This is a genomic window from Halomonas sp. I5-271120 (genome assembly GCF_030553075.1).
Taxonomy (GTDB): domain Bacteria; phylum Pseudomonadota; class Gammaproteobacteria; order Pseudomonadales; family Halomonadaceae; genus Onishia; species Onishia taeanensis_A.
In genome coordinates, this window is the sequence record NZ_CP130701.1 from 908,159 (window position 1) to 932,929 (window position 24,771).

General features: G+C 64.9%; 18 protein-coding genes. 16 read left to right on the plus strand and 2 right to left on the minus strand.

The window, feature by feature from the left end:
* The first annotated feature begins 119 nt into the window (after window positions 1-119).
* From Q2K57_RS04020 to fhuB, 10 genes are all read left to right on the plus strand, one after another.
* Complete coding sequence (locus Q2K57_RS04020) at window positions 120-1,700, plus strand: aspartate aminotransferase family protein (protein ID WP_304526155.1); 1,581 nt, start codon at window positions 120-122, stop codon at window positions 1,698-1,700.
* Window positions 1,701-1,789: 89 nt separating this feature from the next.
* Window positions 1,790-3,196, plus strand: coding sequence for a lysine N(6)-hydroxylase/L-ornithine N(5)-oxygenase family protein (locus tag Q2K57_RS04025; protein WP_369700291.1), 1,407 nt, complete (start codon window positions 1,790-1,792; stop codon window positions 3,194-3,196).
* Window positions 3,197-3,319: 123 nt separating this feature from the next.
* On the plus strand, window positions 3,320-5,890 hold the full coding sequence (locus Q2K57_RS04030) for a GNAT family N-acetyltransferase (RefSeq protein WP_304526156.1): 2,571 nt from the start codon (window positions 3,320-3,322) through the stop codon (window positions 5,888-5,890).
* 71 nt (window positions 5,891-5,961) lie between these two features.
* Complete coding sequence (locus Q2K57_RS04035) at window positions 5,962-6,531, plus strand: RNA polymerase sigma factor (protein WP_304526157.1); 570 nt, start codon at window positions 5,962-5,964, stop codon at window positions 6,529-6,531.
* A gap of 62 nt (window positions 6,532-6,593) precedes the next feature.
* Window positions 6,594-7,346: a siderophore-iron reductase FhuF gene (gene fhuF / locus Q2K57_RS04040; RefSeq protein ID WP_304526158.1), complete on the plus strand. Its 753-nt coding sequence runs from the start codon at window positions 6,594-6,596 to the stop codon at window positions 7,344-7,346.
* A 4-nt stretch (window positions 7,347-7,350) separates the two neighbouring features.
* Window positions 7,351-8,349 carry a helix-turn-helix transcriptional regulator gene (locus tag Q2K57_RS04045; RefSeq protein WP_304526159.1) on the plus strand — a complete coding sequence of 333 codons (999 nt, stop codon included), beginning with the start codon at window positions 7,351-7,353 and terminating at the stop codon, window positions 8,347-8,349.
* 232 nt (window positions 8,350-8,581) lie between these two features.
* Window positions 8,582-10,681: a TonB-dependent siderophore receptor gene (locus Q2K57_RS04050; protein WP_304526160.1), complete on the plus strand. Its 2,100-nt coding sequence runs from the start codon at window positions 8,582-8,584 to the stop codon at window positions 10,679-10,681.
* A 148-nt stretch (window positions 10,682-10,829) separates the two neighbouring features.
* Window positions 10,830-11,597, plus strand: a complete 768-nt coding sequence (locus Q2K57_RS04055) for an ABC transporter ATP-binding protein (RefSeq protein WP_304526161.1) — start codon at window positions 10,830-10,832, stop codon at window positions 11,595-11,597.
* Between the two features lie 14 nt (window positions 11,598-11,611).
* Entirely contained in the window at window positions 11,612-12,493 is an 882-nt protein-coding gene (locus Q2K57_RS04060) for an iron-siderophore ABC transporter substrate-binding protein (RefSeq protein WP_304526162.1), read from the plus strand.
* Complete coding sequence (gene fhuB / locus Q2K57_RS04065) at window positions 12,483-14,489, plus strand: Fe(3+)-hydroxamate ABC transporter permease FhuB (RefSeq protein ID WP_304526163.1); 2,007 nt, start codon at window positions 12,483-12,485, stop codon at window positions 14,487-14,489. The genes Q2K57_RS04060 and fhuB overlap by 11 nt, the downstream gene beginning before the upstream one ends.
* Window positions 14,490-14,667: 178 nt before the next feature.
* On the opposite strand, the gene Q2K57_RS04070 is transcribed toward fhuB, so the two are convergent.
* Window positions 14,668-16,776 (minus strand): TonB-dependent siderophore receptor, encoded by a 2,109-nt coding sequence (locus tag Q2K57_RS04070; protein WP_369700292.1) that lies wholly within the window; start codon window positions 16,774-16,776, stop codon window positions 14,668-14,670.
* Between the two features lie 118 nt (window positions 16,777-16,894).
* Complete coding sequence (locus Q2K57_RS04075) at window positions 16,895-18,565, minus strand: multidrug ABC transporter permease/ATP-binding protein (protein ID WP_112053626.1); 1,671 nt, start codon at window positions 18,563-18,565, stop codon at window positions 16,895-16,897.
* 375 nt (window positions 18,566-18,940) lie between these two features.
* Between Q2K57_RS04075 and Q2K57_RS04080 the strand changes: the two genes are divergently transcribed.
* The 6 genes from Q2K57_RS04080 to Q2K57_RS04105 all read left to right on the plus strand — a co-directional run bounded on the left by Q2K57_RS04080 (window position 18,941) and on the right by Q2K57_RS04105 (window position 24,647).
* On the plus strand, window positions 18,941-19,546 hold the full coding sequence (locus Q2K57_RS04080; RefSeq protein ID WP_258395940.1) for a PRC-barrel domain containing protein: 606 nt from the start codon (window positions 18,941-18,943) through the stop codon (window positions 19,544-19,546).
* A gap of 208 nt (window positions 19,547-19,754) precedes the next feature.
* Window positions 19,755-20,570, plus strand: a complete 816-nt coding sequence (locus tag Q2K57_RS04085) for a FadR/GntR family transcriptional regulator (protein WP_258395941.1) — start codon at window positions 19,755-19,757, stop codon at window positions 20,568-20,570.
* A 104-nt stretch (window positions 20,571-20,674) separates the two neighbouring features.
* The gene (gene dgoD / locus Q2K57_RS04090; RefSeq protein ID WP_112053628.1) at window positions 20,675-21,823 is read left to right on the plus strand and encodes a galactonate dehydratase; all 1,149 of its coding nucleotides are present in this window, start codon (window positions 20,675-20,677) and stop codon (window positions 21,821-21,823) included.
* A gap of 74 nt (window positions 21,824-21,897) precedes the next feature.
* On the plus strand, window positions 21,898-22,935 hold the full coding sequence (locus Q2K57_RS04095) for a 2-dehydro-3-deoxygalactonokinase (protein ID WP_112053629.1): 1,038 nt from the start codon (window positions 21,898-21,900) through the stop codon (window positions 22,933-22,935).
* A gap of 119 nt (window positions 22,936-23,054) precedes the next feature.
* Entirely contained in the window at window positions 23,055-23,669 is a 615-nt protein-coding gene (locus Q2K57_RS04100; RefSeq protein WP_112053630.1) for a 2-dehydro-3-deoxy-6-phosphogalactonate aldolase, read from the plus strand.
* Window positions 23,670-23,729: 60 nt separating this feature from the next.
* Entirely contained in the window at window positions 23,730-24,647 is a 918-nt protein-coding gene (locus Q2K57_RS04105; protein WP_112053631.1) for an SMP-30/gluconolactonase/LRE family protein, read from the plus strand.
* Window positions 24,648-24,771 lie beyond the last annotated feature (124 nt).

Consider the following 24,771-nt stretch of genomic DNA (forward strand, 5'->3'; position numbering starts at 1 on the left):
TTTTCTTTACAAAACATCACGATTTTACGGTTCAGAACCGGCACGTCGCTGCGTCTTAATGAATGCAAGTTGCAAATGATGCTTATTCGCATTCAATAGACAGCCATGCGAGGTGTTGGATGACACACAAGGATCGTGCCGCGGTTGCGGTGCCCGGGCGAGACCAGCTGTTGGCGGCGCGCCATGCATCGGCCTATCGCCAGCAGATGATGGCCTGCGTCGAACGCGTGCAGCACCGCCTGGAAAACGTCGCGCGCCCCTTCGATGGGGTTCGCCCGCAGGAGCTGGCGCCCACGTTCGCCGACATCGACCTGGATGAACACCTCGGCGCCCTGGAACCGACTCTGGATGAGCTGGAGAGGGTCTATCTGGATCATGCCGTCTACTTTCATCACCCGCGCTACGTGGCGCACCTCAACTGCCCGCTGGTGATGCCGGGAGTGCTCGCCGAGGCGATCCTGGCGCCGATCAATTCCTCGCTGGACACCTTCGATCAGAGCGCCGGGGGCACCTTCATCGAACAGGCGCTGATCGACTGGACGGCCAAGCGGCTGGGGCTTGGCGAGCGCGCCGACGGCATCTTCACCAGCGGCGGCACCCAGTCGAACCTGATGGCGCTGATGCTGGCTCGGGATCACCACGGCGCCCGCCTGGATGACCATGGCGGCAACAAGCTTTGCGGGCTGCCCACGGATGCCAGCCGCTATCGCATCCTGGGCTCCGAGGTCAGCCACTTCAGCCTCAAGAAATCCGCCGCGATTCTGGGGCTTGGCTATCAGGCGGTGATGCCGGTGGCCTGCGACGAGGATTTCCGCATGAACCCGGCGGCGCTGTTTGCGCGTCTCGCCGAGTGTCGTGATCAAGGGCTGATTCCCATCGCCGTGGTGGCCACCGCCGGCACCACCGACTTCGGCAGCATTGACCCGCTGCCCCAAATCGGCAGGATCGCCCGCGCCCACGGTTGCTGGTTCCATGTCGATGCCGCCTACGGTGGTGGCCTGATCACCTCAAAGCGCCACGCCCATCGCCTGATCGGTACCGAGCTAGCCGACTCGGTGACCATCGATTACCACAAGACCTTCTTCCAGCCGGTCAGCTGCAGCGCCTTCCTGGTCAATGAGGCCGATCACCTGGGCCACGTCACCCACTACGCCGACTACCTGAACCCGGAGCACCAGGCCCGTGCCGGCACGCCGGATCAGGTCAACAAAAGCCTGCAGACCACCCGGCGCTTCGATGCTCTCAAGCTGTGGCTGACCCTGCGCCTGATGGGGGCGGATGCCCTCGGCGAGCTGTTCGATCAAGTCATCGACCTGGCGCAGGCCGCCTATCGGCGCATGGCCGAGCGGGCAGAGTTCGAGGTGCTGCTCGACCCGCCGCTGAGCACGCTGGTGTTTCGCTATCGCCCGGATATTGCCGCGAACGAGCCCGCGCTGGACGAGGACACCCTGGAGGCCATGAACCGCCATATCCGCGCGGCGCTGTCCCGCGACGGTGAGGCGGTGGTCGCTGCCACCAAGGTCGCCGGGCGCCACTACCTGAAGTTCACGCTGCTCAATCCGGACACCCGGCTCGAGGACATCGAGGCGATTCTCGCCCGCATTTGCCACCACGGCGATGCCTGGTGTGCCCGGGAGCCAGGCGGCGCCGCACAGGTCGCGACGGCCTCAGCGCCAAAGGCCGCCCAGGCACTGCCCTAATCGGCACGCCGGCACGGCACGCTATTCGCTTACTGACTCGCGTGCCCGGCCCATGGCCGTGGCGCGCCGATCCCCGATTCGAGAGCCCCATGAACGACGATTCCTTGAACGACGATTCCATGAACGACAACCGCCAGCCCCTCGAGCCCCAGAACGCGCGGGTACATGACTTCATTGCCATCGGCCTTGGTCCCTTCAACCTGGGGCTGGCGTGCCTGACCGAGCCTCTCGAGGACCTCGATGGCCTCTTCCTCGAGCGCCGCGGCGGCTTCGACTGGCACCCGGGCATGATGCTGGAAGACGCCCACCTGCAGACGCCCTTCCTCGCCGATCTGGTGACCCTGGCCGACCCGACCAGCCGCTTCAGCGTGCTCAACTATCTGAAGCAGACCGGCCGGCTTTATCCCTTCTATATTCGCGAGAACTTCTTCCTGCTGCGCCGCGAATACAACCAGTACTGCCAGTGGGCCGCCGCACAGCTCGACAGCATTCGCTTTCACTGCGAGGTCGAGCGGACGGAGTACGACGCGGCCGCCGGGCACTATCGGCTTGACTGCCGCGACACCCGCAGCGGCCAGGCGATCACCCACCGTGCCAGACGCCTGGTGCTGGGCACCGGCCCGGTGCCCCATGTGCCGAGCTGCTGCGAGGCACTTTCGCCCGCCGCGGTGCACAGCGGCGACTACCTGAGCCGCAAGGCCGAGCTGCAGGCCGGCGGCAGCATCACCGTCGTCGGCAGCGGCCAGAGCGCGGCGGAGATCTATCACGACCTGCTCAAGGAAATCGATGCCCACGGCTATCGTCTCGACTGGCTGACCCGCTCGCCGCGGTTCTTCCCGCTGGAGTACGGCAAGCTGACCCTCGAGATGACGTCCCCCGAGTACATCGACTACTTCCATGCCCTGCCCGCGGCGACCCGCGACGCCCTGATGCAGGAGCAGAAGGGGCTCTACAAGGGCATCAACCTGGAGCTGATCAATTCCATCCACGAGACCCTCTATACCAAGAGCCTGGCCGGGCCTCCCGCCACCGGGCTGCTGACCAACGCGCGCCTGGACGACGCCCGCCACGATGGCGAGCACTACCAACTGACCCTCACCCACACCGAGCAGCAGCGCCGCTTCAGCCACCGCACTCAGGGCCTGGTGCTGGCCACCGGCTATCGCTATCGGCTGCCTGACTTCCTCGCGCCCATCGCCGACCGCCTGGCCTTCGATGCGAAGGGCCGCTTCGCGGTGAGCCGCCGCTATGCCGTCGACCCGTCAGGTGACGAGATCTACGTGCAGAACGCCGAGCTGCACACCCATGGCCTGGCGAGCCCGGACCTGGGCATGGCCTGCTACCGCAATGCCACGATCATCGCCGAGATGACCGGCCGCGAGCCTTACCCGATCGAGGAGCGCATCGCCTTTCAGCGCTTCGGGGTGCCGCTGGAAAGCCTCGAGCCCGCTGAGCTCAAGCACCCTGACCCGACGACACAACAGGCCCCGGCATAAACACCTGTCGCTTATGGGTGTGGGCCTTTTATTGCCCGCCCCACCGGCCCTCATCGGCCATTGCAGCCCTAACCGGCTTTTCTATCGCTGCTGCTTCTCGTACCACAAGGACACGACACCCCAATGGACGCCACCACCTCACACCCGCTCTGCGCCGCCGCCACCACTAACCAAGCCACCACCACTAACAAAGCCACCAACACTACCCAAGCTATCGCCGCGCTAAAGGCCCTGGCCCCAGGCTTCCGCCGCCATGTTCAGACGCTCGGTGACTTTCGCCTGCGACCGCTGGACCCAACTGCCGACCTGCCCTGGGTGCAGGCCTGGGTCAGCCAGCCCCGGGCGCGCTTCTGGGGCATGCAGGATCAAGGCCCACAGCAGACCGAGGCCTTCTACGCCGAGATGCAGGCAAGCAACCACGCCAGCGCCTTTCTCGGCCTGTTCGAGGGCGAGCCTGCCTTCCTGGTCGAGGTCTACGACCCGGCGCATGACCCGCTAGGCGAGCACTACCCGGTCGCAGAGGGCGATGTCGGCATGCACTTTCTCGTCGCCCCCACCGACACCCCGCGCGCCGGTTTCAGCACCGCGGTGATCGAGACCATCATGGCCTTCCTGTTCGAGGCAGAGTCCACGCGCCGTGTGGTGGTGGAACCCGATGTCGAGAATGCCAATATCCACCCGCTGAATCGCCGCGTGGGGGTCGAGTACCAGAGCGAGATATTCCTTGCCGACAAGACCGCGCGGCTGGGCTTCTGCACCCGAGAAGGCTTCGCCGCGGCCCTGGTTAACACCTCGCCGCGCCAGGCGCGGGCGCTCTCCGGCCATCCTGAACGGGCCGCCGACCACCTGACGCCTGCGCGCTGGGCCATCGCCAACCGCTGGCTGGTGCGCAAGGCGATCGCCGAGTTCAGCCACGAGCAGCTGCTCGCGCCGATTCCCCAGACCGCGGCCACGGATGAGCGCGGCGCGGCGGGCTATGTGCTCACGGCTCCTGAAGGCGACAGCGTCTATCGCTTCACGGCCCGGCGCCTGGCGCTGGATCACTGGGCGATCGATCCTGACACCCTGACCCGCGAGGCCCATGGCCGCCAGGCACCGCTGGACGCCGCGCAGTTCATCCTCGAGTTCGCCACTGTGCTGGGGCTTGGCGAGGCCATGCTGCCGCTGTATCTCGAGGAGCTCGCCAGCACCCTTTCCGCCTTCGCCTTCAAGCTCGACCCCGCCCGCCCCGATGCGAAGGCGCTGGCCCAGGCCGACTTCCAGACCCTGGAAGCGGCGATGAACGAGGGCCACCCGGTATTCGTCGCTAACAGCGGTCGCCAGGGCTTCGATGCCATCGATCACCGGGCCTACGCACCCGAGGCGGGGGCCCCGGCGCAGCTTATCTGGCTCGCCGTGGCGCGGGAGCGGGCCTGCTTCACGAGCCTGCCGACGCTGTCCTATGGCAGCCTGCTCGAGGAGGAGCTCGGCGCCGGTCAGGTAGCCGAGTTCCACCGCCGCCTGAGCGCGCGGGGTCTCGATCCCGAAGCCTACCTGCTGATGCCGGCGCATCCCTGGCAGTGGTTTCACAAGCTCGCCACCGGCTTCGCGGCCGACGTGGCCGAACGGCGCATCGTCTGCCTCGGCTATGGCGCGGACCGCTACCAGGCGCAGCAGTCGATCCGCACCTGGTTCAATCAGAGCCGCCCGGAGCGGCGCTACGTCAAGACGGCGCTGTCGATCATCAACATGGGCTTCATGCGCGGGCTGTCGCCGCACTACATGCAGAGCACACCGGCCATCAACGCCTGGCTCAAGGACCTGGTCGATGATGATCCCTACCTCGGGGCCTGTGGCTTCGATGTGCTGCGCGAGGAGGCCGCCATCGGCTACCGCCGCGATGACCTGGAGGCCGCCTTCGACAAACACAGCGCCCACAAGAAGATGCTCGCCTGCCTGTGGCGCGAAAGCCCGGTGACACGCCTCGCGACCGGCCAGCGCCTGACCACCATGGCCGCTCTGCTGCATGTCGATGCCAAGGGCCAGGCGCTGCTGCCCGAGCTGATCGCGGGGTCAGGCCTTTCTGCCGAGGCTTGGCTGGATCGCTATCTGAACGCCTACTTCAAGCCGCTGCTGCACGCCTTCTTCGCCCATGACCTGGTGTTCATGCCCCATGGCGAAAACCTGATCCTGATCCTCGAGGACCAGGCACCGGTGGGCGCGCTGATGAAGGACATCGCCGAGGAGATCGCGGTGATGGACCCGGCGGCCAGGGAATGGCTGCCCGACGACGTGAAGCGCATCGCGGTCGAGGTGCCCGAGCCCCTCAAGGTGCTGTCGATCTTCACCGACGTCTTCGACTGCCTGCTGCGCTTCATGGCGGCGATTCTCGATGACGCCGGCACCCTCACCGAGCAGCGCTTCTGGGCCCGGGTCGCCGCCGCGGTGCTCGACTATCAGCGCCAGCACCCGCAGTTCAGTGACAAGTTCGCCCGCCATGATCTCTTCGCGCCGCGCTTTCGCCGCTCCTGTCTTAACCGGCTGCAGCTGAGAAATCATCAGCAGATGGTCGACCTGGCCGACCCGGCGGGGGCGCTGCAGTTTTCAGGCGAGCTCGACAACCCCATCGCCGCTTTCGCTCCCGAGCACCGGGCTCAGGCGCAGCCCCAGACTCAGATGCGGGCTCATGCCGACCACGATGAGGCCAGCGCATGAGCGCGGCCGCCTCTCCTCACCCGCTGCCCGTCACTCGACTCCCCGCGGCCAGGCCGCGGGGATGGGTCGCCGTGTCTGCGTCCACTCGCTCGCCCAGGCTGTCACCGTCCGCCGAGCTCACACCGACACCTGAGCCCTTAAGCGACCACCAGCTGGAGGCGCTCTATCGGCGTCATGCCGGGGCCCTGCGTCAGTACATGGCCCGTCGGCTCGACGATGCCGGTCATGCCGAAGACCTGTGCCAGGACCTGTATCTGCGGCTGCGAGAAGCCCCACCCGATGCGGGGCTTCGCGACCCCCGTGCCTATCTGTTCCGCATGGCCAGGCACCGGCTGATCGATCACTGGCGGCGCCAGAGCAAGGCCCCCGAGTGCTGCGTCCTGGAACCCGACGACCCGGTGCTGGCCGGTCCTCACGCCTGCCCCGAGCATTCGGGTCATCGTGCCGGCTACATCAGGGAGCTCGACGAGATCATGGCCCGCTTACCCGAACATGAGCGACTGGCGCTGGCCTGGCATCGGCTGGAAGGCCTGACGCAGGCCGAGATCGGCCGTCGGCTGGGCGTTTCCGAACGCATGGCCGGCCGCTACATCGCCAAGGCCCTGACCCGCTGCAAGGAACTGATGCTCAGCCGCATTTGATAATGATTTTCGTTTAATCTAGTATTTCCCGAATCGCTGGCCCCGCTGATGAGACGACCACCATGCCCCTGCTGCTCGATGCGCTCTACACTGGTCCAATGGAGGGCCTGACGCCGCCCAAGGTCGGGCCGATACAAGCCCCGGCGCTGCCGATGCGTGACCTGCTGACGCCCGAGCGATTCGAGGCCGAGCTTGTGCGCTTCAGGGCAGGCTATGGCTATCAGTCGGAGCAAGGGGATCGCCGCGCCCTGGTGTCACTTTGGTCGAAATGGCACTTCGGGGCCCTGCTCGCCCCCTACCTGGCCGCCAACCTGCTGCTCGAGCGGGACCTGCCGATGGGCCTCGATGAGATGGGGGTATGGCTAACGGCCGAGGGGCGCACCGAGCGCCTGCAGCTTGCCCACGCCGGTCGCCCACTGACCTCACTGGATGGCTTCACGCGCTTCTCGACCCTGATCGATGATCACCTGACACCGCTGATTGGTCGGCTGGCGGCCTTGTCCGGGGCCTCTGCGAAGGTCTTCTGGAGCAATGCCGGCAACACCTTGGAATACTTCCTGAATGCAGTGGAAGCGCATCCAATGGCGACCCCAGGCATCGCCGAGGAAGGCCACCGCCTGCTTGCCAGCCGCACCACCGCCAACGGCCGGCGCAACCCGCTGTACCAGCCGGTACGCTACTTCCAGCCTGAGTGCCAAGGCGAGGCGGACGCTTCTGCCACCCAACGCGTGCGCCGGCTTTGCTGCCTGCGCTACTTGCTGCCCGAGCTTGGCTACTGCGGCAACTGCCCGTTATCGAACAGGGCAACCGGTTAGCCACATGGCCACCACCATCAGCGCAACGCTGCCACGCCAGCTCTCGGCCGGCGATCTTGAACGGCTCGGCGCCCGCTGCGGCATCGCCTACCGCTTCCCCGCCCTTGCCGATCACGCACAGGCCGCCCAGACGCCGATCCTGCGCGGTCGCGTCGATGAGCTTGAGCTGCGCCGTGGCATCTTCCTGACCCGCTCGGACCTGACGGTGCTCGAGCCCTACGCCTCCAGCTCACTGGCCGCCGCGCCGCTGTTCATCACGGTGATACTGGAAGGCAAGGTCCGCCTGCGCCTGGGCGAGGAGAGCCTGTGGCTGTCGCCGGGCCAAGCCCTGTGCTCGCGTTTCGATGATCGCCAGGCGCTGGAGGCCAGGCAGGAAGCCGGCCAGCGCCTGCGCACCTTGAACCTGGCCTTTCGGACCGATGCCCTCGCCGCGCTCACCTACCAGTACCCCACGCTCAAGGCCCTGGAAGACGGCCCACCCGCCCTGCGTCGGCAAACACTGCCGGCGCACCTGCTTGGCGCCCTTGAGGAAGCGCTGGCGTTAGACGGCGACAGCGGCGACCTGCGACTGCTGCTCGATGCGCTGATGCTGCAGCTACTGGCCCGGATGCTGATGAACATGAATGAGGCGACATCTAGCGACACGTATCACCATTCCACCGCCGCGATTCCCAGCCTTTCAAACGGCGAACGCGAACGCCTCGAACGAGTGCGTCAGGCCCTCGATACGCATCCCGAAGCTGACCACCGGCTGGCCGACCTGGCCCGCCTGGCGGCGATGAGCCAAAGCAGCCTGCGCGCCAAGTTCACCGCCGCCCATGGCCAGTCGGTGTTCGCCTATCTGCGCGGGCGCCGTTTGGAAAAAGCCGCCGAGCTGCTCAGGCAGGGCCTGGACGTTCAGCAGACGGCCCACGCCGTGGGCTATGGCCATGCCAGCAACTTCACTACCGCCTTCCGCCGCCACTTCGGCATGAGTCCTCGCGCGTATCGCAACGCCGCCTGATCCCATCTTTCACAAGCCGCCTGACCCGTTATCCAAAAAGCCACCTGAGACAAGCCTTTGTAACGCAGGTTCATCGCTTGGGCGCTTTGCAAAGGCGTCCTGGCGCTTTTCACAACTGTTCTGTCATTGGGCAAAGCCGTGCTGGCGTTGCGCATACATTCGCCGGGCATTTAAATGGAATAATTCTCATTACCGAAAGAGAGTTGATCTCCTATCCAAGGAAAGACTGCCCATGACTGCTCGACATCCCCTCACCCTCGCCGTTGCGCTCGCCAGCGCCGCCGCTCTGTCCCCGGCCTGGGCACAAGACGCTGCCTCGCCCGGTAACCCCAGCACCCTCGACACGCTCACCGTCACCAGCGCCGCCACCAAGACCGAGACGCCGTTCAACGAAACGCCCCAGGCGACCTCGGTGGTGGAACGTGGAGACTGGGAAGAAAAAGGCGCGGAATCGGTGCAGCGAGCCCTCAACTACTCGGCCGGCGCCTACACCAACCAGGTAGGGGCCTCCAGCCGCTATGACTACATCGTGCTGCGCGGCTTCTCGGATGGCAGCCTGAGCAACACCTTCCTCGATGGCCTGAAGCTGATGGGCGATGCCAACTCCTACAGCTCGCTGGTCATCGACCCTTACTTCCTCGAGAGCATCGAGGTGGTCAAGGGCCCGGCCTCGGTGCTCTATGGCCGCGCCTCCCCGGGCGGCCTGGTATCGCTGACCAGCAAGCGTCCGGAGTTCGAGCCATCGGGGCAGGTGCGCCTCGGCGTCGGCAACAACGCCCAGCGCAGCGCCGCCTTCGACCTGACAGGGCCGCTGGATGACGAACGGCGCGTGGCCTACCGCGTGACTGGCCTGGCTGAGAGCGCCGACACCCAGTTTGGCCCCGTCGAGGACAAGCGCTACGCCTTCGCGCCCCAGCTGACCTGGGACATGACGGATGACACCAGCCTGACGCTGCATGCCTATCTACAGAAGGACCCAGAAGGCGGCTATCACTCGGGCGTTCCTTATGAAGGCGCCGTAGAGCGCCATAATGGCCGCAAAATCGACAACACCTTCTTCGATGGTGAAGAGGACTACGACAAATTCGAGCGCACTCAGCGCCTGGTCGGCTACGACCTCGAGCACCGCTTCAACGACGCCTGGACGGCACGTCAGAAGCTGCTCTATCTCAACACCGACGTGACCCTCAATCAGGTCTACGGCTATGGCTGGGCCAACGATACCGAGCTCAACCGCTACTATTCCGGTGGCGAGGAGTCCATGCAGGCCTGGACCGTCGATAACCAGCTCGAGGCGCAACTGAGCACCGGCCGCGTGGACCATACCTTGCTGTTCGGCGCCGACTATCAGCGCCGCGAAAACGAGGTTAGTTGGCCGTCAGGCGCCTTCCCGAACATCGATGCCTTCGACCCCGAGTATGGCGCCGAGCCCACGGCGATGTACGCGGCTACCGAGGAGCAACACGACATTCACCAGACCGGAGTCTACGCCCAGGATCAGCTGGCACTGGGCAGGTGGCGTCTCTCCCTCGGCGGACGCTATGACTGGGTCGATATCGAGAACACCAATGAAGGCACCGGCAGCTCAAGCGAGCTGAACGATACCCAGTTCAGCGGTCGCGCCGGCGCCCTCTACCTGTTCGACAACGGCCTGGCCCCCTATGTCAGCTACTCCACGGCCTTCACGCCGACCAGCTTCGTCGACGCCAACGGCGACCTGCTCGAGCCAATGGAAGGCGAGCAGATCGAGACCGGGCTGAAGTACCAGCCGAACGGCACTCAGGATCGCTACAGCCTGGCGCTGTTCCACATCGAGCAGGAAAACGTCGCCACCAAGGAGCAGCCCACCGACCCTTACCGCGCGATCGGCGAGATCGAGTCGGAAGGCGTTGAGCTCGAGGCCCGCACCCAACTGACCGACAACCTGCGTCTGCAGGCCAGCTACAGCTTCACGGATATCACCTACGCCAAGAGCGACGACAGCAGCGAAGAAGGCAACCGCGCCATCTATGCGCCACGCCATATGGCATCCGTGTGGGGCTCCTATGCAGTCAGAGATGGGGCCCTGGCAGGCGTCGGCGCCGGCCTTGGCGTTCGCTACAACGCCGACATCCAGGCAGACCGCGCCAACACCGAACAGGTCCCGGACTACACCCTGGTCGATGCCGCCCTGAGCTACGACTTCAGTCAGCTCGGCATGCGCGGCGTCACCGGGCGGCTCAACGTCAACAACCTGCTCGACAAGGAGTACGTGGCGTCCTGCAACTCGCTGCAGTACTGCTACTTCGGCGCCGAGCGCAGCGTGAAGGCCACTGTCAGCTACGATTTTTGATCCGACCTCGCCTCACCCCGGCTGCCTGACAGCCTCATGCCTGCCGATGCCCCAAGGGGTGTCGGCAGGCATCGTTGCGATGAAAGATATTACGAACAAGAATGATTTGCTTTAATATCCACCTACACCACTCACCTCTGGACCCGTCATGTTTGATGTCAGCGCCGCCACTTTCGAGGTCAATGACACGCCCTTGCTGCACCCCACCGATCTCGCCCTGGCTTCCGGCCAGGTGGTGGGGCTGATCGGCCACAACGGTTCCGGCAAGTCGACCCTGCTCAAGCTGCTGGCTCGCCAGCAGGCGCCGAGCGGAGGCGAGATTCGCCTCGACGGCACGCCGCTAGGCGAATGGAAAAGCCGTGCCTTCGCCCGTCGAGTGGCCTACCTGCCCCAGCAGCTGCCGCCCGCCGATGACCTCACCGGCCGCGAGCTGGTGGGCTTCGGCCGCTACCCCTGGCAGGGCCTGCTCGGTCGGCCCGGCCGCGAAGACAAGGCGCAGGTGGCGCGCGCCATGAGCCTGACCGGCACTCAGGCCTTCGCCGATCGCATGGTCGACACCCTGTCAGGCGGCGAGCGCCAGCGGATCTGGCTGGCCATGTTGCTGGCTCAGGGCAGCCAATACCTGATGCTCGACGAGCCGCTGGCGGCGCTGGACATCGCCCACCAGATAGAGGTGCTGGAGCTGGTGCGCCGGCTGTGCCAAGAGCTAGGACTTGGGGTCGTCATCGTGCTGCATGACATCAATCTGGCCGCCCGTTACTGCGACCGACTAGTAGCGCTGCACGCGGGTCGCCTGCTGGCCGAGGGCACACCGGACGCCATCATGACCGGCGACACCCTCAAGGCCATCTACGGCATCCCCATGCATGTCATCTCACACCCAAGCGGTGAGCATCGCGTCGCCGTCGCTCACTAACCGCAGGACTCTCCATGTTTCATCCAAGCCGCCAGCTTGCCGGGCTCATCGGGCCACTGGCCCTGCTGTTCGCCTTCGCCCTTGTGCCGACAGCGGCGACAGCGGCCCCAACGCGCCTGGCCACGCTCGACTGGACGCTCGCTGAGACCCTCATCGCCCTGGATCATCCACCGGTGGCGGCCGCTCAGGTCGATGCCTATCACGCCTGGGTTCGTGAGCCCGCGATGCCAAGCTCGGTCAGTGACCTCGGGTTGCGCACCCAGCCCAATCTCGAACTGCTGGCGAGCATCGATCCCGACCGCATTCTGATCTCACCGATGTTTGCCAATCTGGTGCCCCGGCTCGAACGTATCGCCCCTGTGGACACCCTGGCGCTGTACAGCCCCGGTCGCGACACCTGGGCCGAGCTGTGCGAATTGACGCGCTCGATGGCCGCTCTGATCGACCGCCCCCAGGCGGCCACACGGCTGATCGAGGCAACGGAGACAGCGCTCGCGGCCCAAAAGTCACGGCTGGATAATGACGCTCCGCCACTATTGATCGTGCAATTCATGGATGCCCGCCACGTGCGGGTATTCGGTGACAATGGCCTTTATCAGGCGGTCCTCGAACGCCTGGGGCTGACCAATGCCTGGACCGGCAACACCAACGCCTGGGGCTTCTCGCTGGCGCCCATCGAAGCGCTGGTGGGAATCGATGCCCGACTGGTCGTCGTCAAACCCTATCCGGCCGGCGTACGCGCATCGCTCGCCGACAGCGGCCTTTGGCAGGAGCTCGTGCAGCGCCAGGGAGCCCCTTTGATGCTGGATCCCGTGTGGAGCTTTGGCGCCCTGCCTTCCGCCCGGCGCTTCGCCGACCTGCTGGTGACCGCCATGGAGAATGCCGATGCCCGCTGAGTCTTTGTCTCGTCCGCCTCTATCACGGCTTCGGTTAACCCCCGGCCACGCCTGCCTGCTGCTTGGCCTGCTGGCAGTAACGCTTTCCGTCATGCACCTGCAATCAAGCCTGGGGCTGACAGGCGGTCTGCAGGCTTTGTTCAGTGTGCCGGACGCCAGTGCGGAAAGCCTGGTGCTGCACGTTGCCTGGTGGCCTCGGCTGGCCATGGCGCTATTGGCCGGTGGCGGCCTGGCGCTGGCCGGGGTGCTGATGCAGCAGGTGCTCAGGAACCCTCTGGCCGCTCCCACCACCCTGGGCGTCACCAGCGGCGCCAACCTGGCACTGATGGCCACGAGCCTGATGGCCCCGGGCCTGCTGGTGCTGGGTCGTGAGTGGGTGGCCCTGGCCGGAGGCGGCCTTGCCATGGGCCTGGTCTTCCTGCTGGCCTGGCGGCGCGGCCTGTCGCCGATTGTGGTGGTACTTGCCGGCCTGGTGATCAACCTCTATCTCGGGGCACTGGGCATGGTGTTGCTGCTTTTCCATCAGGAGGTTCTCAAGGGACTGCTGATCTGGGGTGCCGGCTCGCTTGCACAGAATGGCTGGCAGGACGCCGCCTTTCTGGCGCCGCGCCTGGCACTCGGCGCCGTGTTGGCCGCCTGGCTACTGCGTCCGCTGGCCCTGCTGGAGCTGGACGAAGCCGGCGCCCGAAGCCTCGGCATCTCGCTCAAACATCTGCGCCTGGCGGGGCTGGGTCTGGCGGTCTTCATCACCGGTTGCGTGGTCAGCGTGGTGGGCATCATTGGCTTCATCGGCTTGGCCGCCCCCAATATCGTGCGCCTGGCCGGAGCCCGTCGGCTCGGGCCCAGGCTGATCTGGTCGACGCTGCTCGGCGCGCTACTGCTGGCCGTTACCGATCTGCTGCTACAGCACTTCTCTGGGATACTACCCACCATGATTCCCACCGGGGCCTTCACCGCTGCGCTGGGCGCACCGCTACTGCTGTGGCTGATTCCACGTCTTCGCTTCGGCGGCAACGCGCCGCCTCGAGAGGCCCGGGCGGTCGGGAGCCGTCATCCCGCCCCGCGCCGGCTCGCCACCAAGCTTGCCGTAGCGCTTGCCGCGCTGGCCGTCATCGCGCTGCTGGCCGGCCAGGGCGCTGGCGGCTGGCAATGGGCCTCGATCGGCGATGGAGAGCTGCTGCAGTGGCGGCTGCCACGGCTGTTGGCCGCCGCCGGCAGCGGCGTGATGCTGGCCATTGCCGGCACGCTGATCCAGCGCCTCACCGCCAACCCGATGGCCAGCCCCGAAGTCCTCGGCATCAGCGGCGGCAGCGCCATCGCCCTGATCGGCGCGATATTTCTGCTGCCGGCACCGAGCAACCTGACCCTGGTCGGGGCTGGTGTGCTGGGTGCTCTGGTCTCGTTGGCAGTGCTGGTGCTGGTCAACCGCAAAAGCGGCTTCCAGCCCCAACGGCTGCTGCTTACCGGGGTCGCGATCACCGCCTTGTTTGAGGCGATCAAATCCTTGGTGCTGGCCGGCGGCGACCCTCGAGGCCAGCAGATCATCGCCTGGCTCTCAGGCTCTACCTACTATGTCGACATGACCAGTGCCCTGACGGTAACCGGCGCGGCCCTGCTGCTGGCGCTGGCCGCTGCACCGCTGACCCGCTGGCTGGATATTCTGCCGCTGGGGGCGCCCTCGGCCGCGGCGCTCGGCCTCCCGGTGGTCCGGGCCCGGCTCGCCCTGCTGGCGCTGGTCGCCCTGCTCACTGCCACCGCCACGCTGGTGGTCGGGCCGCTCTCGTTTGTCGGCCTGCTGGCGCCCCACATGGCACGGCTGATGGGCTTTAGCCGCGCCGGCGCGCACCTTGCCGGCGCGGCCCTCACCGGTGCGCTGCTGATGGTGCTGGCCGACTGGCTGGGCCGGCAGCTGCTGTTCCCGCAGGAAATTCCCGCTGGCCTGGTCGCCTCGCTGCTGGGCGGTGCCTACTTCATGTGGGGGCTTGGGCGCCGCTGACGTTGACGCCATGCCGCCCCCGGGCCAGCCAGACCGGCCAGGCCAGGGCGGCGATGCACGAAAAGGCCATCGAAAAGACCTCGCCCCGCCATCAATAAAATCCCGTCCCGCCATCAAAAAGACCGCGCCCGGCATTGCGCCAGACGCGGTCAATGAAGATATCTTCGCAAGGGTTGGTTCAGAAACGGTAGCTCAGGCTGCCGATCATGCTGCGCGACTCGCCGTAGTAGCACCAGTAATTACAGCTAGCGACGTACTCCTTGTCGGTCACGTTGTTGACGTTAACCTGCGCCCGCCAACTGTCGGCGAAGTCGTAGCTGGCCATGGCATCCACCAGGGTATAGTCCGGCACGGTGATCTGCTTGTAGACGCTCTCGCCGACATAGCGCACGCCGCCGCCCAGCTTGAGCCCCGCCATGGCGCCTTCCTGGAAGCGGTAATCCAGCCAGGCCGATGCCTGGTGGCGCGGAATCAAAGTCTTGCGCTCGTCGCCTTCACTCTCGGCATCCGTATAAGTATAAGCGGTGGTGAGCTGCAGCTGGTCGGTGAGGTAGCCAACGCTTTCGAGCTCTAGGCCCCGGGAGCGCTGCTCGCCTACCTGCTCCTGACGCCCACCGCCCGTAGTGACCAGGCTGTTGCGCTGCTCGAGGTCGAAGACCGCTGCGGTGAAATACCCATCCCAACTGCGGGGCGCCACCTTGACGCCGGCTTCCCACTGCTCACCTTCAAGAGGCTCGTAGAGTCGCCCATTGCTATCGGCGCTAGCTTGCGGCTCGAACGACTCGGTGTAGCTGAGGTAAGGATTGATGCCATGATCGCCTAGATACATCACCCCACCGGACCAGGAGATCTGGTCATCATCGGCACGCTGGGTAGTGCCGTCGGTGCGGTTGACGTTGTCGGTTTTCGCCTGGTCGTAGCGCACGCTTCCCAACAGCACCCAGCGGTCGTCGATACGCAGCTGATCCTGCAAATACAGGCCGGTCTGTCGTTTGTCGATCTCACGCTCGGTCAGCTGATCGTCGCCCACCGGCGTGTAATTGCCATACTGGGGGTCGAAGATGTCGATGGAATCGCCGAAGCCGGATATATCGGCCTCCTGACCGTCCAGGCCGAGATCCTGATAGCCAAGGCCGACCATCAGGGTATTTTCGGTACGGTCACCATACCAGGTACCGACCAAGCGGTTGTCCAGCATCCAGCTCTCGATATCGCCATCGCGATACACCAGTCCGCGGTATGCCTTGCGATCGCTGCCAGACTGACGCGCTAAAATGTAGGTGCTGCGTAGCGTCAGATCCAGATGGCTGTAGCGCAGGTTCTGTTCGAAGCGCCAGGTGTCGTTCAGTTGATGACGCAGCTCATAGCCTAGAGAAGCCTGGGTACGCTCGTTGGTGTCGTAGTCCGGCTCACCGTAGCTGGTCTGAGGGTCGACCTTGCCAAAGGGCGTGTCCTCGACGGAGCCATAGGTCAGTTTGAAAGGGTTGGTGGGGATAGCATCGTCTTTCTGGACACTGGCCAGGAAGGTAAGACTGGTATCGTCGTTGACATCCACCTCGAGACTCGGCGCGAAGTAATAGCGCTCGTTCTCGGTATTGTCGAGATCGCCATCGCGCTGCTTGGCCATGCCGACCATACGATAGCGGACATCGCCACTCTCGGTCAGCGGGCCGGAGGTATCGATGCCCAACTGGCGATGATGCCGATTGCCGACCTGGAGATTGACTTCGCCCCGCCGCTCGGCGGTCGGTCGTTTGCTGACGGCATTGACCAGGCCACCGGCCGGCGCCTCGCCGTAGAGAATCGACGCCGGCCCCTTGAATACATCGACGCTCTGCAGGCCATAAGGCTCGGGCAACCACTGATAGTAACCGGTCCGATAAATCCGCAGGCCGTCCTGGTAGGTGGCCTGATCGAAGCCCCGCACCTTGAACCAGTCGGTGTCGTTGTCGGCGCCATAATGGCCGGACAGCACGCCCGAACGGTAGCGGAAGGCCTCGTCAAGACGCTGGACATTTCGCTCGTCGAGCTCTTCGCGCCCTACCGTGGATACCGCCCGCGGTGTCTCGATCGTCGGGGCGTTGACCTTCAGCGCGGTGGCGGTGATGACTAGAGGATCGGCCTCGGTGCTGGCGGCCTGTTCGTCCTGAGCCATCGCCAGCTGTGGCGCACAGAGCAGGGATAACGTCAGACCATAGCGAACGGCGACGGTCAGTGGCGATAGCGGCAGGTCGTGTTGCGAGTCGTGTTGCGAGTCGTGTTGCGAGTCGTGAAGAGGTGAGTGCATGGATCTTGCCTTGATAGTGGGAGGCGGGATGTATCAGGGGATGTCGGGTGCGAAACACCACGAAAATAAATGATAATTTTTTTCATTTAGATTAACAATACCAATCCCCTGATGCCGCTCAATCCTCCGCTTGATCCAATCTCGCCACCGCATCGCGACTGACTCGCTCCCGCTGGTCGCCGGTCAGCTCGCTCAGTTGGCCGCCGTGCATCTCCAATAGCCGATCGGCATGGTCGAAGTAGTGGTCGTCGTGGCTGATGGCAAACACCGTCTTGCCCATCGCCTTCAACTGGGGCAGTAAATCGCGATAGAAGACCCGGCGAAACTGCGGGTCCTGGTCGGCAGCCCACTCGTCCAGCAGCAGCAGGTCGCGCTCCTCGGCGATCGCCATCAGCAGTGCCAGCCGCTTGCGCTGCCCCTGGGAGAGCTCGGGGTTGGTCACTCTCTGCCCCTCGAACACCAGCTTGTCACGCATCGCCAGATAGTCGAGCCACACCTCGACGAGCGCCGGATCGGCCTGGTCCCCCTCGGGGCCGACCAGGTCGGTGAACTGATGAAAGTCGGTAAAAACCGCGGAAAAGCGCTGTCGATAGGCCGGCCTCAGGGCATCGTTCAGCGGCTTACCGTCCAGCAGCAGATCCCCCTCCTGGGGCTGATAGAGGCCCGTCAGCAGCTTGGCCAGGGTCGACTTGCCGCTGCCATTGCCGCCGATCAAAAACACCAGCTCGCCGCGCCTCAGGGTCAGGTCCAGGGGGCCAACCCGGAAGCCTGGGAGGGCGTTGCTGCCGGTATAGGTAAAGGTCACGCCGCGCAGCGTCAGGGTTCGCCAGTCTGCCGGCGCCGGCTCGACCACCGCGAAATCCGCTTTTGGTTCGGCCAGCTCCAGCGCCGCGATCTTGTCGAAAGCCACCTGAGCGCTCAACAGCGTTGGCAACGCCCCCACCGCCTGAATCAGCGGCGTGCGCAGGAAAAGCAGCGTCAGCGAATAAGTCGCGGCCACCGTGGTACTTGCCCAGCCCAAGCCATTGGCCAGATAAAACACCACGCCAATGGCCCCAAGCATCATGATGTTCGACCAGTTAACGGCGCTTAAATGGTAGGTATCAGCACGGATGATATGGCCACGATAGGCGCGCGCGTCCTCGCTATAGCGCCCATCGAAGAGGCGCTGTGCCCGGCTGCGGTTGAGCGCCAGCTCCTTGCACCCCTGGATGACCGCCTCGTAGTCCCGGTAAAGCCTGTCCTCGCTTTCACGCACCTTGGCCAGATGGCGATATACGCGCGCCACCAGCCAGGAACCGCCGGCAATCGTGACCGCCAGCCACACGGCCGTGACCAACAACAGGCTGGGCGACAGCCAGCCCAGATAGGCCGCCGAACCAACGGTCAGCACGACGCCCTGCACCAGCTCGGGCAAGCGCACGAACGCGATGGTGACATTACGCACATCGCTGGACAGGCTCGCCAGCAGCTCAGCGCTGCCCAGCCGCTCGAGCCGCTCAACATCGGTGTCCAGAATCTGCTTGACCAGACGGCCTCGCAGTCCATAGACGAAATGGTGCCCAAGCGTGGTCAACGCCATCTGAGACGCCAGGGTCACCACCAGCAGCGCAACGATAACCCCGAGAAAGGCGGGCAATACATTGGTGGGGTCACCCACCGCCTCGATCAGCCGACGGTTGATAAAGGCAATGGCGCCAATGCCCAACCCAGCGCTGGCCAGGCTAAGCAACATGACGGCAAGAAAGTGCCAGCGATAGTGGCGAAAGATAACGCGAAGCAGTTCCACGGTGGGTCCTTGTCCTGGGTCGGTGGGCCTTCGATCCCGGCGATGACGATGCCACTGACACGAAAATGAAAAGCATTATTAATTGCATTTGCATTTTACCGAAACCTCGCGCCGTCACAATGCTATCGCCCGCTGCCAGCATGACGTCGTTCCCATCGTCTGCTGTCTGCTTCGGGCCCCGACCTCGGCGATACAGGCCCTCGCCAGGCGTAAAGCCCCGGTGATGAAAAAGACGCCCCGGGCACGGCGAAGCGTGGCAAGCCCCATGTAGCGCAAGCGTCACCCCCTTGAAATTCCCTCAACGCCCTCAAGGTATGTGGGTATGGCGCAGCATCCGGCCATGGGAAAAGGATTCTCAATCAGGAGTACTTCTTCATGACAGCACGGAAACCGCTCAGCACTAATCGCCAAGGCAATCGCCAAGACAATCGCAAAGGCAATCTGAAAAGCGCCCTGTTCGGCGCCATGCTCATCGGTGGCATGAGCGTCGCGGGCTCCGCCCTCGCCGCCCCTCAGGGACTTTATTCTGCCAATGAACTCAACGATGCCGACGTCGTTCTGAAGGCGACCCCCAGCCAACACGTCGGCGAAGTCGACGATATCCTGCTCGATGACGACATGAGGGTGCGCGCCCTGGTCATCGAGACCGACGATCAGTTTGGCCTGGCTGAAAAGGCCTATGTGATCAATACCGGTGACTTCACCGTAGAAACGCTCAACGGCGATCGTCTCGATCAGGTCAGCTATGTCGTGCATCTCGACATGACGAGTGACGAAATCAGCCAGCAGCCGGAATACACCAGCACCTGGTGGGCACAGACCAAGGAGGCCACGAGCAAGGCCTGGGCCAACACCAAGGAAGGCGCCAGCAGCGCCTGGGAAACCACCAAGTCCGCGACCGCCGATGCACTGACCAGTGCCGGTAACGCCCTCGAATCGGCCGGCGAGAAGGCTCAGCAGGCCGTCGATAGCAATCAGTAAGCCTCTCCTGAGCTGGCTTGATGCCGGCTCCAGGGCATAGCCCTAAAAAACACGCGGCCCGGTCATCGACCGGGCCGCGCTGTGTCTGGCGGCAGCTTCTTGCACCGCTACTCGGAACGCGACCAATGTCTAAGCGAGGGCGTCACAAAAATCGTTGCGCGAAATGTCAGACATTAATATATTTACGTCAGATATTTTGGAGTTCGCCGTGACCGTATCCTCGCCACCATCACAGCCGTCTCAGCTATCTCGACTTCCGCAGCCGCTCGTGGCCGGGGGCGCCAACGCGCTGGCCACCGTGCTGGCGCATGCCATTCTGTCGGGGCAGTGGGCCAGCGGTGACGCCTTTCCCCGTGAGCTGGACCTTTGCAAGCACTTCTCGGCCAGCCGCAACCGCGTGCGCAACGCCCTGGCCGCCCTCAGCGGCAGCGGGCTGATCGCGCGCACCGCCGGTCGCGGCACCGTGGTCCGCGACATCGCCGAGTGGCATCTGCTCGACCCGCAGATGAGCGAATGGATGGCGGGACTCGAGTCGCCGCATCCGCAGCTGGTGCGCGAGGTCTTCGCCTTCAGGCTCTCCGCCGAGCCCTTCGTCGCGGAACTCGCCGCGCTTGCGGCTACGGCCCAGGATTTGGCGCGCATCGAGACCGCCTTCGACGGCATGTGTGACACCGCCGACGATCCATCCCGCCGCGAGGAGCATATCGAGCACGACGTCGCCTTCCATGACGCCATCTACCGCGCCAGCCACAACCTGGTCTGGCGGCAGATGGGCCTGTTGCTGCGGCCATCGATCGTCACGCTGATCCAGCACTCCCAGCATCAGGCGGCATCGCTTGACGACAGCCTGGCGCTCCATCGCCGAGTGCTCGAGGCCATCCGCCTGCGGCAGCCCGACGCGGCCCGCGAGGCCACTGAGCAGGTGCTGGCCCGCACCGCCGACGATCTGGGCGTCGACGACGGCGGCCGCCAGCTCAGACGTCCGGCCACGCGCTCCGACGATGAAGCCTTGGCGCATGGATAAACGTTTGCCGACGAATACTCCCTTACGCCGTCCGCTTCTGCGCTACACCCGACACCAAGACCGGACGATGGACCGACACTTCGCCCACCTAAAGGATGCATCGCATGAAAATCACCCGACTCAAGACCTGGCAGGTACCGCCGCGCTGGCTGTTTCTCAAGATCGAAACCGATGAAGGCTGCTATGGCTGGGGCGAACCAGTGGTCGAAGGGCGTGCCGCCACCGTAGAGGCTGCCGTCCACGAGCTGTCCGACTACCTGATCGGCCAGGACCCGCGCCACATCGAGCATCTGTGGAACGTCATGTACCGGGCCGGTTTCTATCGCGGCGGCCCGATTTTGATGTCGGCCATCGCCGGCATCGACCAGGCGCTGTGGGACCTCAAGGGCCGTGAGCTGGGCGTGCCAGTGCACCAGCTGCTGGGCGGCCCGGTGCGCGACAAGATGCGCATGTACGCCTGGACCGGCGGCGACCGCCCAAGCGACGTCGGCACGGGCGCCCGCGCCCTGGTCGATCAGGGCTTCACCGCCTTCAAGATGAACGGCACGCCGGAAATGCAGATCGTCGATTCCCACAAGAAGATCGACGACGCCGTGGCCCGTGTCGCCGAGGCCCGCGAGGCGGTGGGCCCGGATGTCGGCATCGGCATCGACTTCCATGGCCGCGTGCACCGGCCAATGGCCAGGGCACTGATGCGCGAGCTCGAGCAGTTCCACCCGATGTTCATCGAGGAGCCGGTCGCCCCCGAGCACCTGCCGGCCCTCAAGCACATCGCCGAAGGCATCGCCACGCCGATCGCCACCGGCGAGCGCCTGCACACTCGCTTCCAGTTCCGCGACCTGCTGGCCGATGGCATGGTCGACATCATCCAGCCGGATATTTCCCACTGCGGCGGCATCAGCGAGGGGCTGAAGATCGCCACCCTGGCCTCCGCCTACGATGTGGCACTGGCCCCGCACTGCCCGCTCGGGCCGCTGACGCTGGCCGCCTCGCTGCAGTTGGATGCCGTCTGTCACAACGCCTTCATCCAGGAACAGAGCATGGGCATCCACTACAACAAGGACAACGACGTGCTCGACTACCTGGTCGACAAGTCGGCCCTCGAGATCAAGGACGGCTTCTGCGCCATCCCTCAGGGGCCGGGGCTGGGCGTCGAGATCGACGAGGCCTTCGTCGAGGAGCGTGCCAAGATCGGCCATCGCTGGCGCAACCCGGTGTGGCAGCACGAGGACGGCTCGGTCGCCGAATGGTAAACGACTAGCCCCGCAGCACTTCCCGATGATGCAGGCGCCCTCACAGGGGGTGCCCAGGAATGGAGAACACCACGATGTCCGCTGATCATGCCGCTCCCCTCGCCGACCGCCTTTCCTGGATCGCTGTCGACTGGGGCTCCAGCAACCTGCGCGCCTGGGCCTTGGACGACGCGGGCACGATCATCGCCGACGCCAGCAGCCCACGCGGCATGCTGGGGCTCGCCCCGGATGAGTTCGAGGGCGTTCTGCTCGAGACGATCAGCGACTGGCTGGCGTCGATGGCACGCGACGAGGTCATCGAGGTGCTGGTGTGCGGCATGGCCGGTGCTCGCCAGGGCTGGGTAGAAGCGGCCTATCTGCCGCTGGCCGATGATAGCGATGCCCTCGCCGAGCTGGGCAGTCGCTTGACGCCAGTACCCACCCGGGACCCGCGTTTACAGGTGCGGATCGTGCCAGGCCTGTGTCAGCGCCCGAGCGTCGAGGCGACACAGCATCTCAATGCAGAAGGTTTCGATGTGATGCGCGGCGAGGAAACCCAGCTCGCCGGGCTGATGAATCGTCACCCGGCATTCGATGGCGCCGTCTGCCTGCCGGGCACTCATGCCAAATGGGCTCGGCTCGAGAACGGGCGCATCACCGGCTTCACGACCTTCATGAGCGGCGAGCTCTTCAAGCTGCTGGGCCAGAACTCTGTGCTCAAACACTCACTGGCAAAGGATGAGGGTGCCGGGAACCTAAGCGACGAAGACCAGCGGACGGCCTACCTGGACGGCATCGATACCGCCATGGCGGCCCCGGAACGCCTCAGCGCCGAGCTGTTTGGCATCCGCGCCCGGGACCTGCTCGACAGTCGACTGCCCGCCGGCGAGGCCCGTGGCACTCGCTTGAGCGCACGCCTGTCAGGCCTGGTGCTGGGTCTGGAACTTGCTGGCGCCACGGCAAACCTGGCACCTGGCAGCCCTGTGGTGCTGATCGGCGATACAGCGCTGTGCCAGCGTTACCGGCTTGCGCTTGAGCACCGAGGCTTCTCGGTCGGGATCGAGGCCAATGCCGACATGATCCTGGCCGGTCTCGGGCGTATCCATCAAGCAAGCCTGGCCGCCAGCGGCTGAATAAGCCCCACCCCATGATACGTCACCGATGACCCAGAAAGCGCGTCGCGGCTGCCCAAACGAGCCGCGTCACGCGAATCACATCACGCTATACAAATCGTGCAACGTAAGGAAAGTCCATGAGCCTGCCACTGGTCGCCATTCTGCGCGGTGTTACCCCCGCCGAAATCATCGATATCGCCGAGTCCATCATCGCCGCAGGCATCACGCGTATCGAGATCCCTCTCAATTCGCCCCAGCCCCTCGAAAGCGTGGAGAAGCTGGCGCGCCACTGCGCCGAGCATCATGGCGACCGCATTCTTGTCGGGGCCGGCACCGTGCTGACGCATGAGCAAGTTCGCGACGTGCATGCCGCGGGGGGCCGGCTGGTCGTCTCGCCCAACTGCAACGTCGAGGTGATTCGCGAAAGTCGCCGGCTGGAGATGGTCTCCATGCCCGGCATCGTCACCCCATCCGAGGCGTTTGCAGCGCTTGAAGCCGGCGCCTCCGGGCTCAAGCTATTCCCCGCCACTCAGGTCGGCATCGCCAACATGAAGGCCATGCAGACCGTGCTGCCTGTGGGCACCGAACTCTATGCCGTCGGCGGCATCGGCACCGACAACTTCGCTCAGTGGCGTGCGGCTGGTGTGCATGGAGCGGGGCTTGGCACCGCCATTTACACGCCGGGACTGAGCGCCGAACAGGTCGGCGAACGAGCCCGCGCACTGGTCGCCGCCTGGCAAGCGGCCGACTGATTCACTCAGCCAACCTGGCGCACCTCGCACCTGGACTCGCACTAGACAAGGAGCCCCCACATGAGTGATGTCCCGACACTGTCATCTCCCTGCCTCGGTGATGCAAGAGTCTGCGTCGCTAGCGGCTGCGAGCTTGGCGAAGGACCGGGCTGGGACGCCGAGCGCGGCGAGCTTCGCTGGCTGAATATCCTGGCCGGCGAGCTGCACCGCGCCGGGCCCGCTGGGCTCGATCACCGTGTCAGCCCGCTCGACCGGCGAACCTCTTACGCGGCGCTGACTCATGACGGCGACTACCTACTGGTCGCGGAAAACCGCTTGTCGCGCTTCGACCCGCAAACCGGCGAGAGCGCCGCCTTCCTGCCCTTCGAGGACGACAATCCCGTCACCCGCAGCAATGATGCCCGGGTTGATACGCATGGCAGCCTGTGGCTATCCACCATGGGCCTTGGTGCCGAGAAAGGCGCTGGCAGCCTCTATCGCCTGCATCGCGGCGAGCTCACCTGTCTGCGTCAGGGGCTCACCATCCCCAATGCGTTGTGCTTCTCGGCGGATGGCAAATACGCCTACTTCAGCGATACCGCGACCGGCTGGGTGATGCGCTGGGCGCTGGATGCCGAGGGCTTCCCTGAGCGCAACCGCGATGGCGCCTTCATCGAGCCCGAGCCCTGGGCCGACCTGCGTCAGTCTGGCGGTGGACCGGATGGCGCGGTGATGGATGCCGAGGGCTGCATGTGGATCGCCCTCTGGGGGGCCGGCCGCGTGGCCAGGCTCGACCAGAACGGAGAGGAAATCGCCCATGTCGCGCTACCGGCAAGCCAGCCTTCCTGTCCCGTCTTCGGCGGTCACGACCTCACCAGCCTCTATGTGACCACGGCCCGCGAGGGCATGGCCGACCCACAGCCCCATGACGGCGCCCTCTTCGTCATCGATCTTCCCGGCTGCCAAGGTGCTGCCGAGCCCGCCCTGCGCCTGGTTTAAGGCCGAGGGCTGAGGCCCGACCACCCGCTAATCAAGCCGGGTTTTAACGCAGCATTACCGGGCGCAGGCAGTTTTGACGCAAAGACTAAAGTTGCATGGCTGTGGACAAAATCATGACAATGCA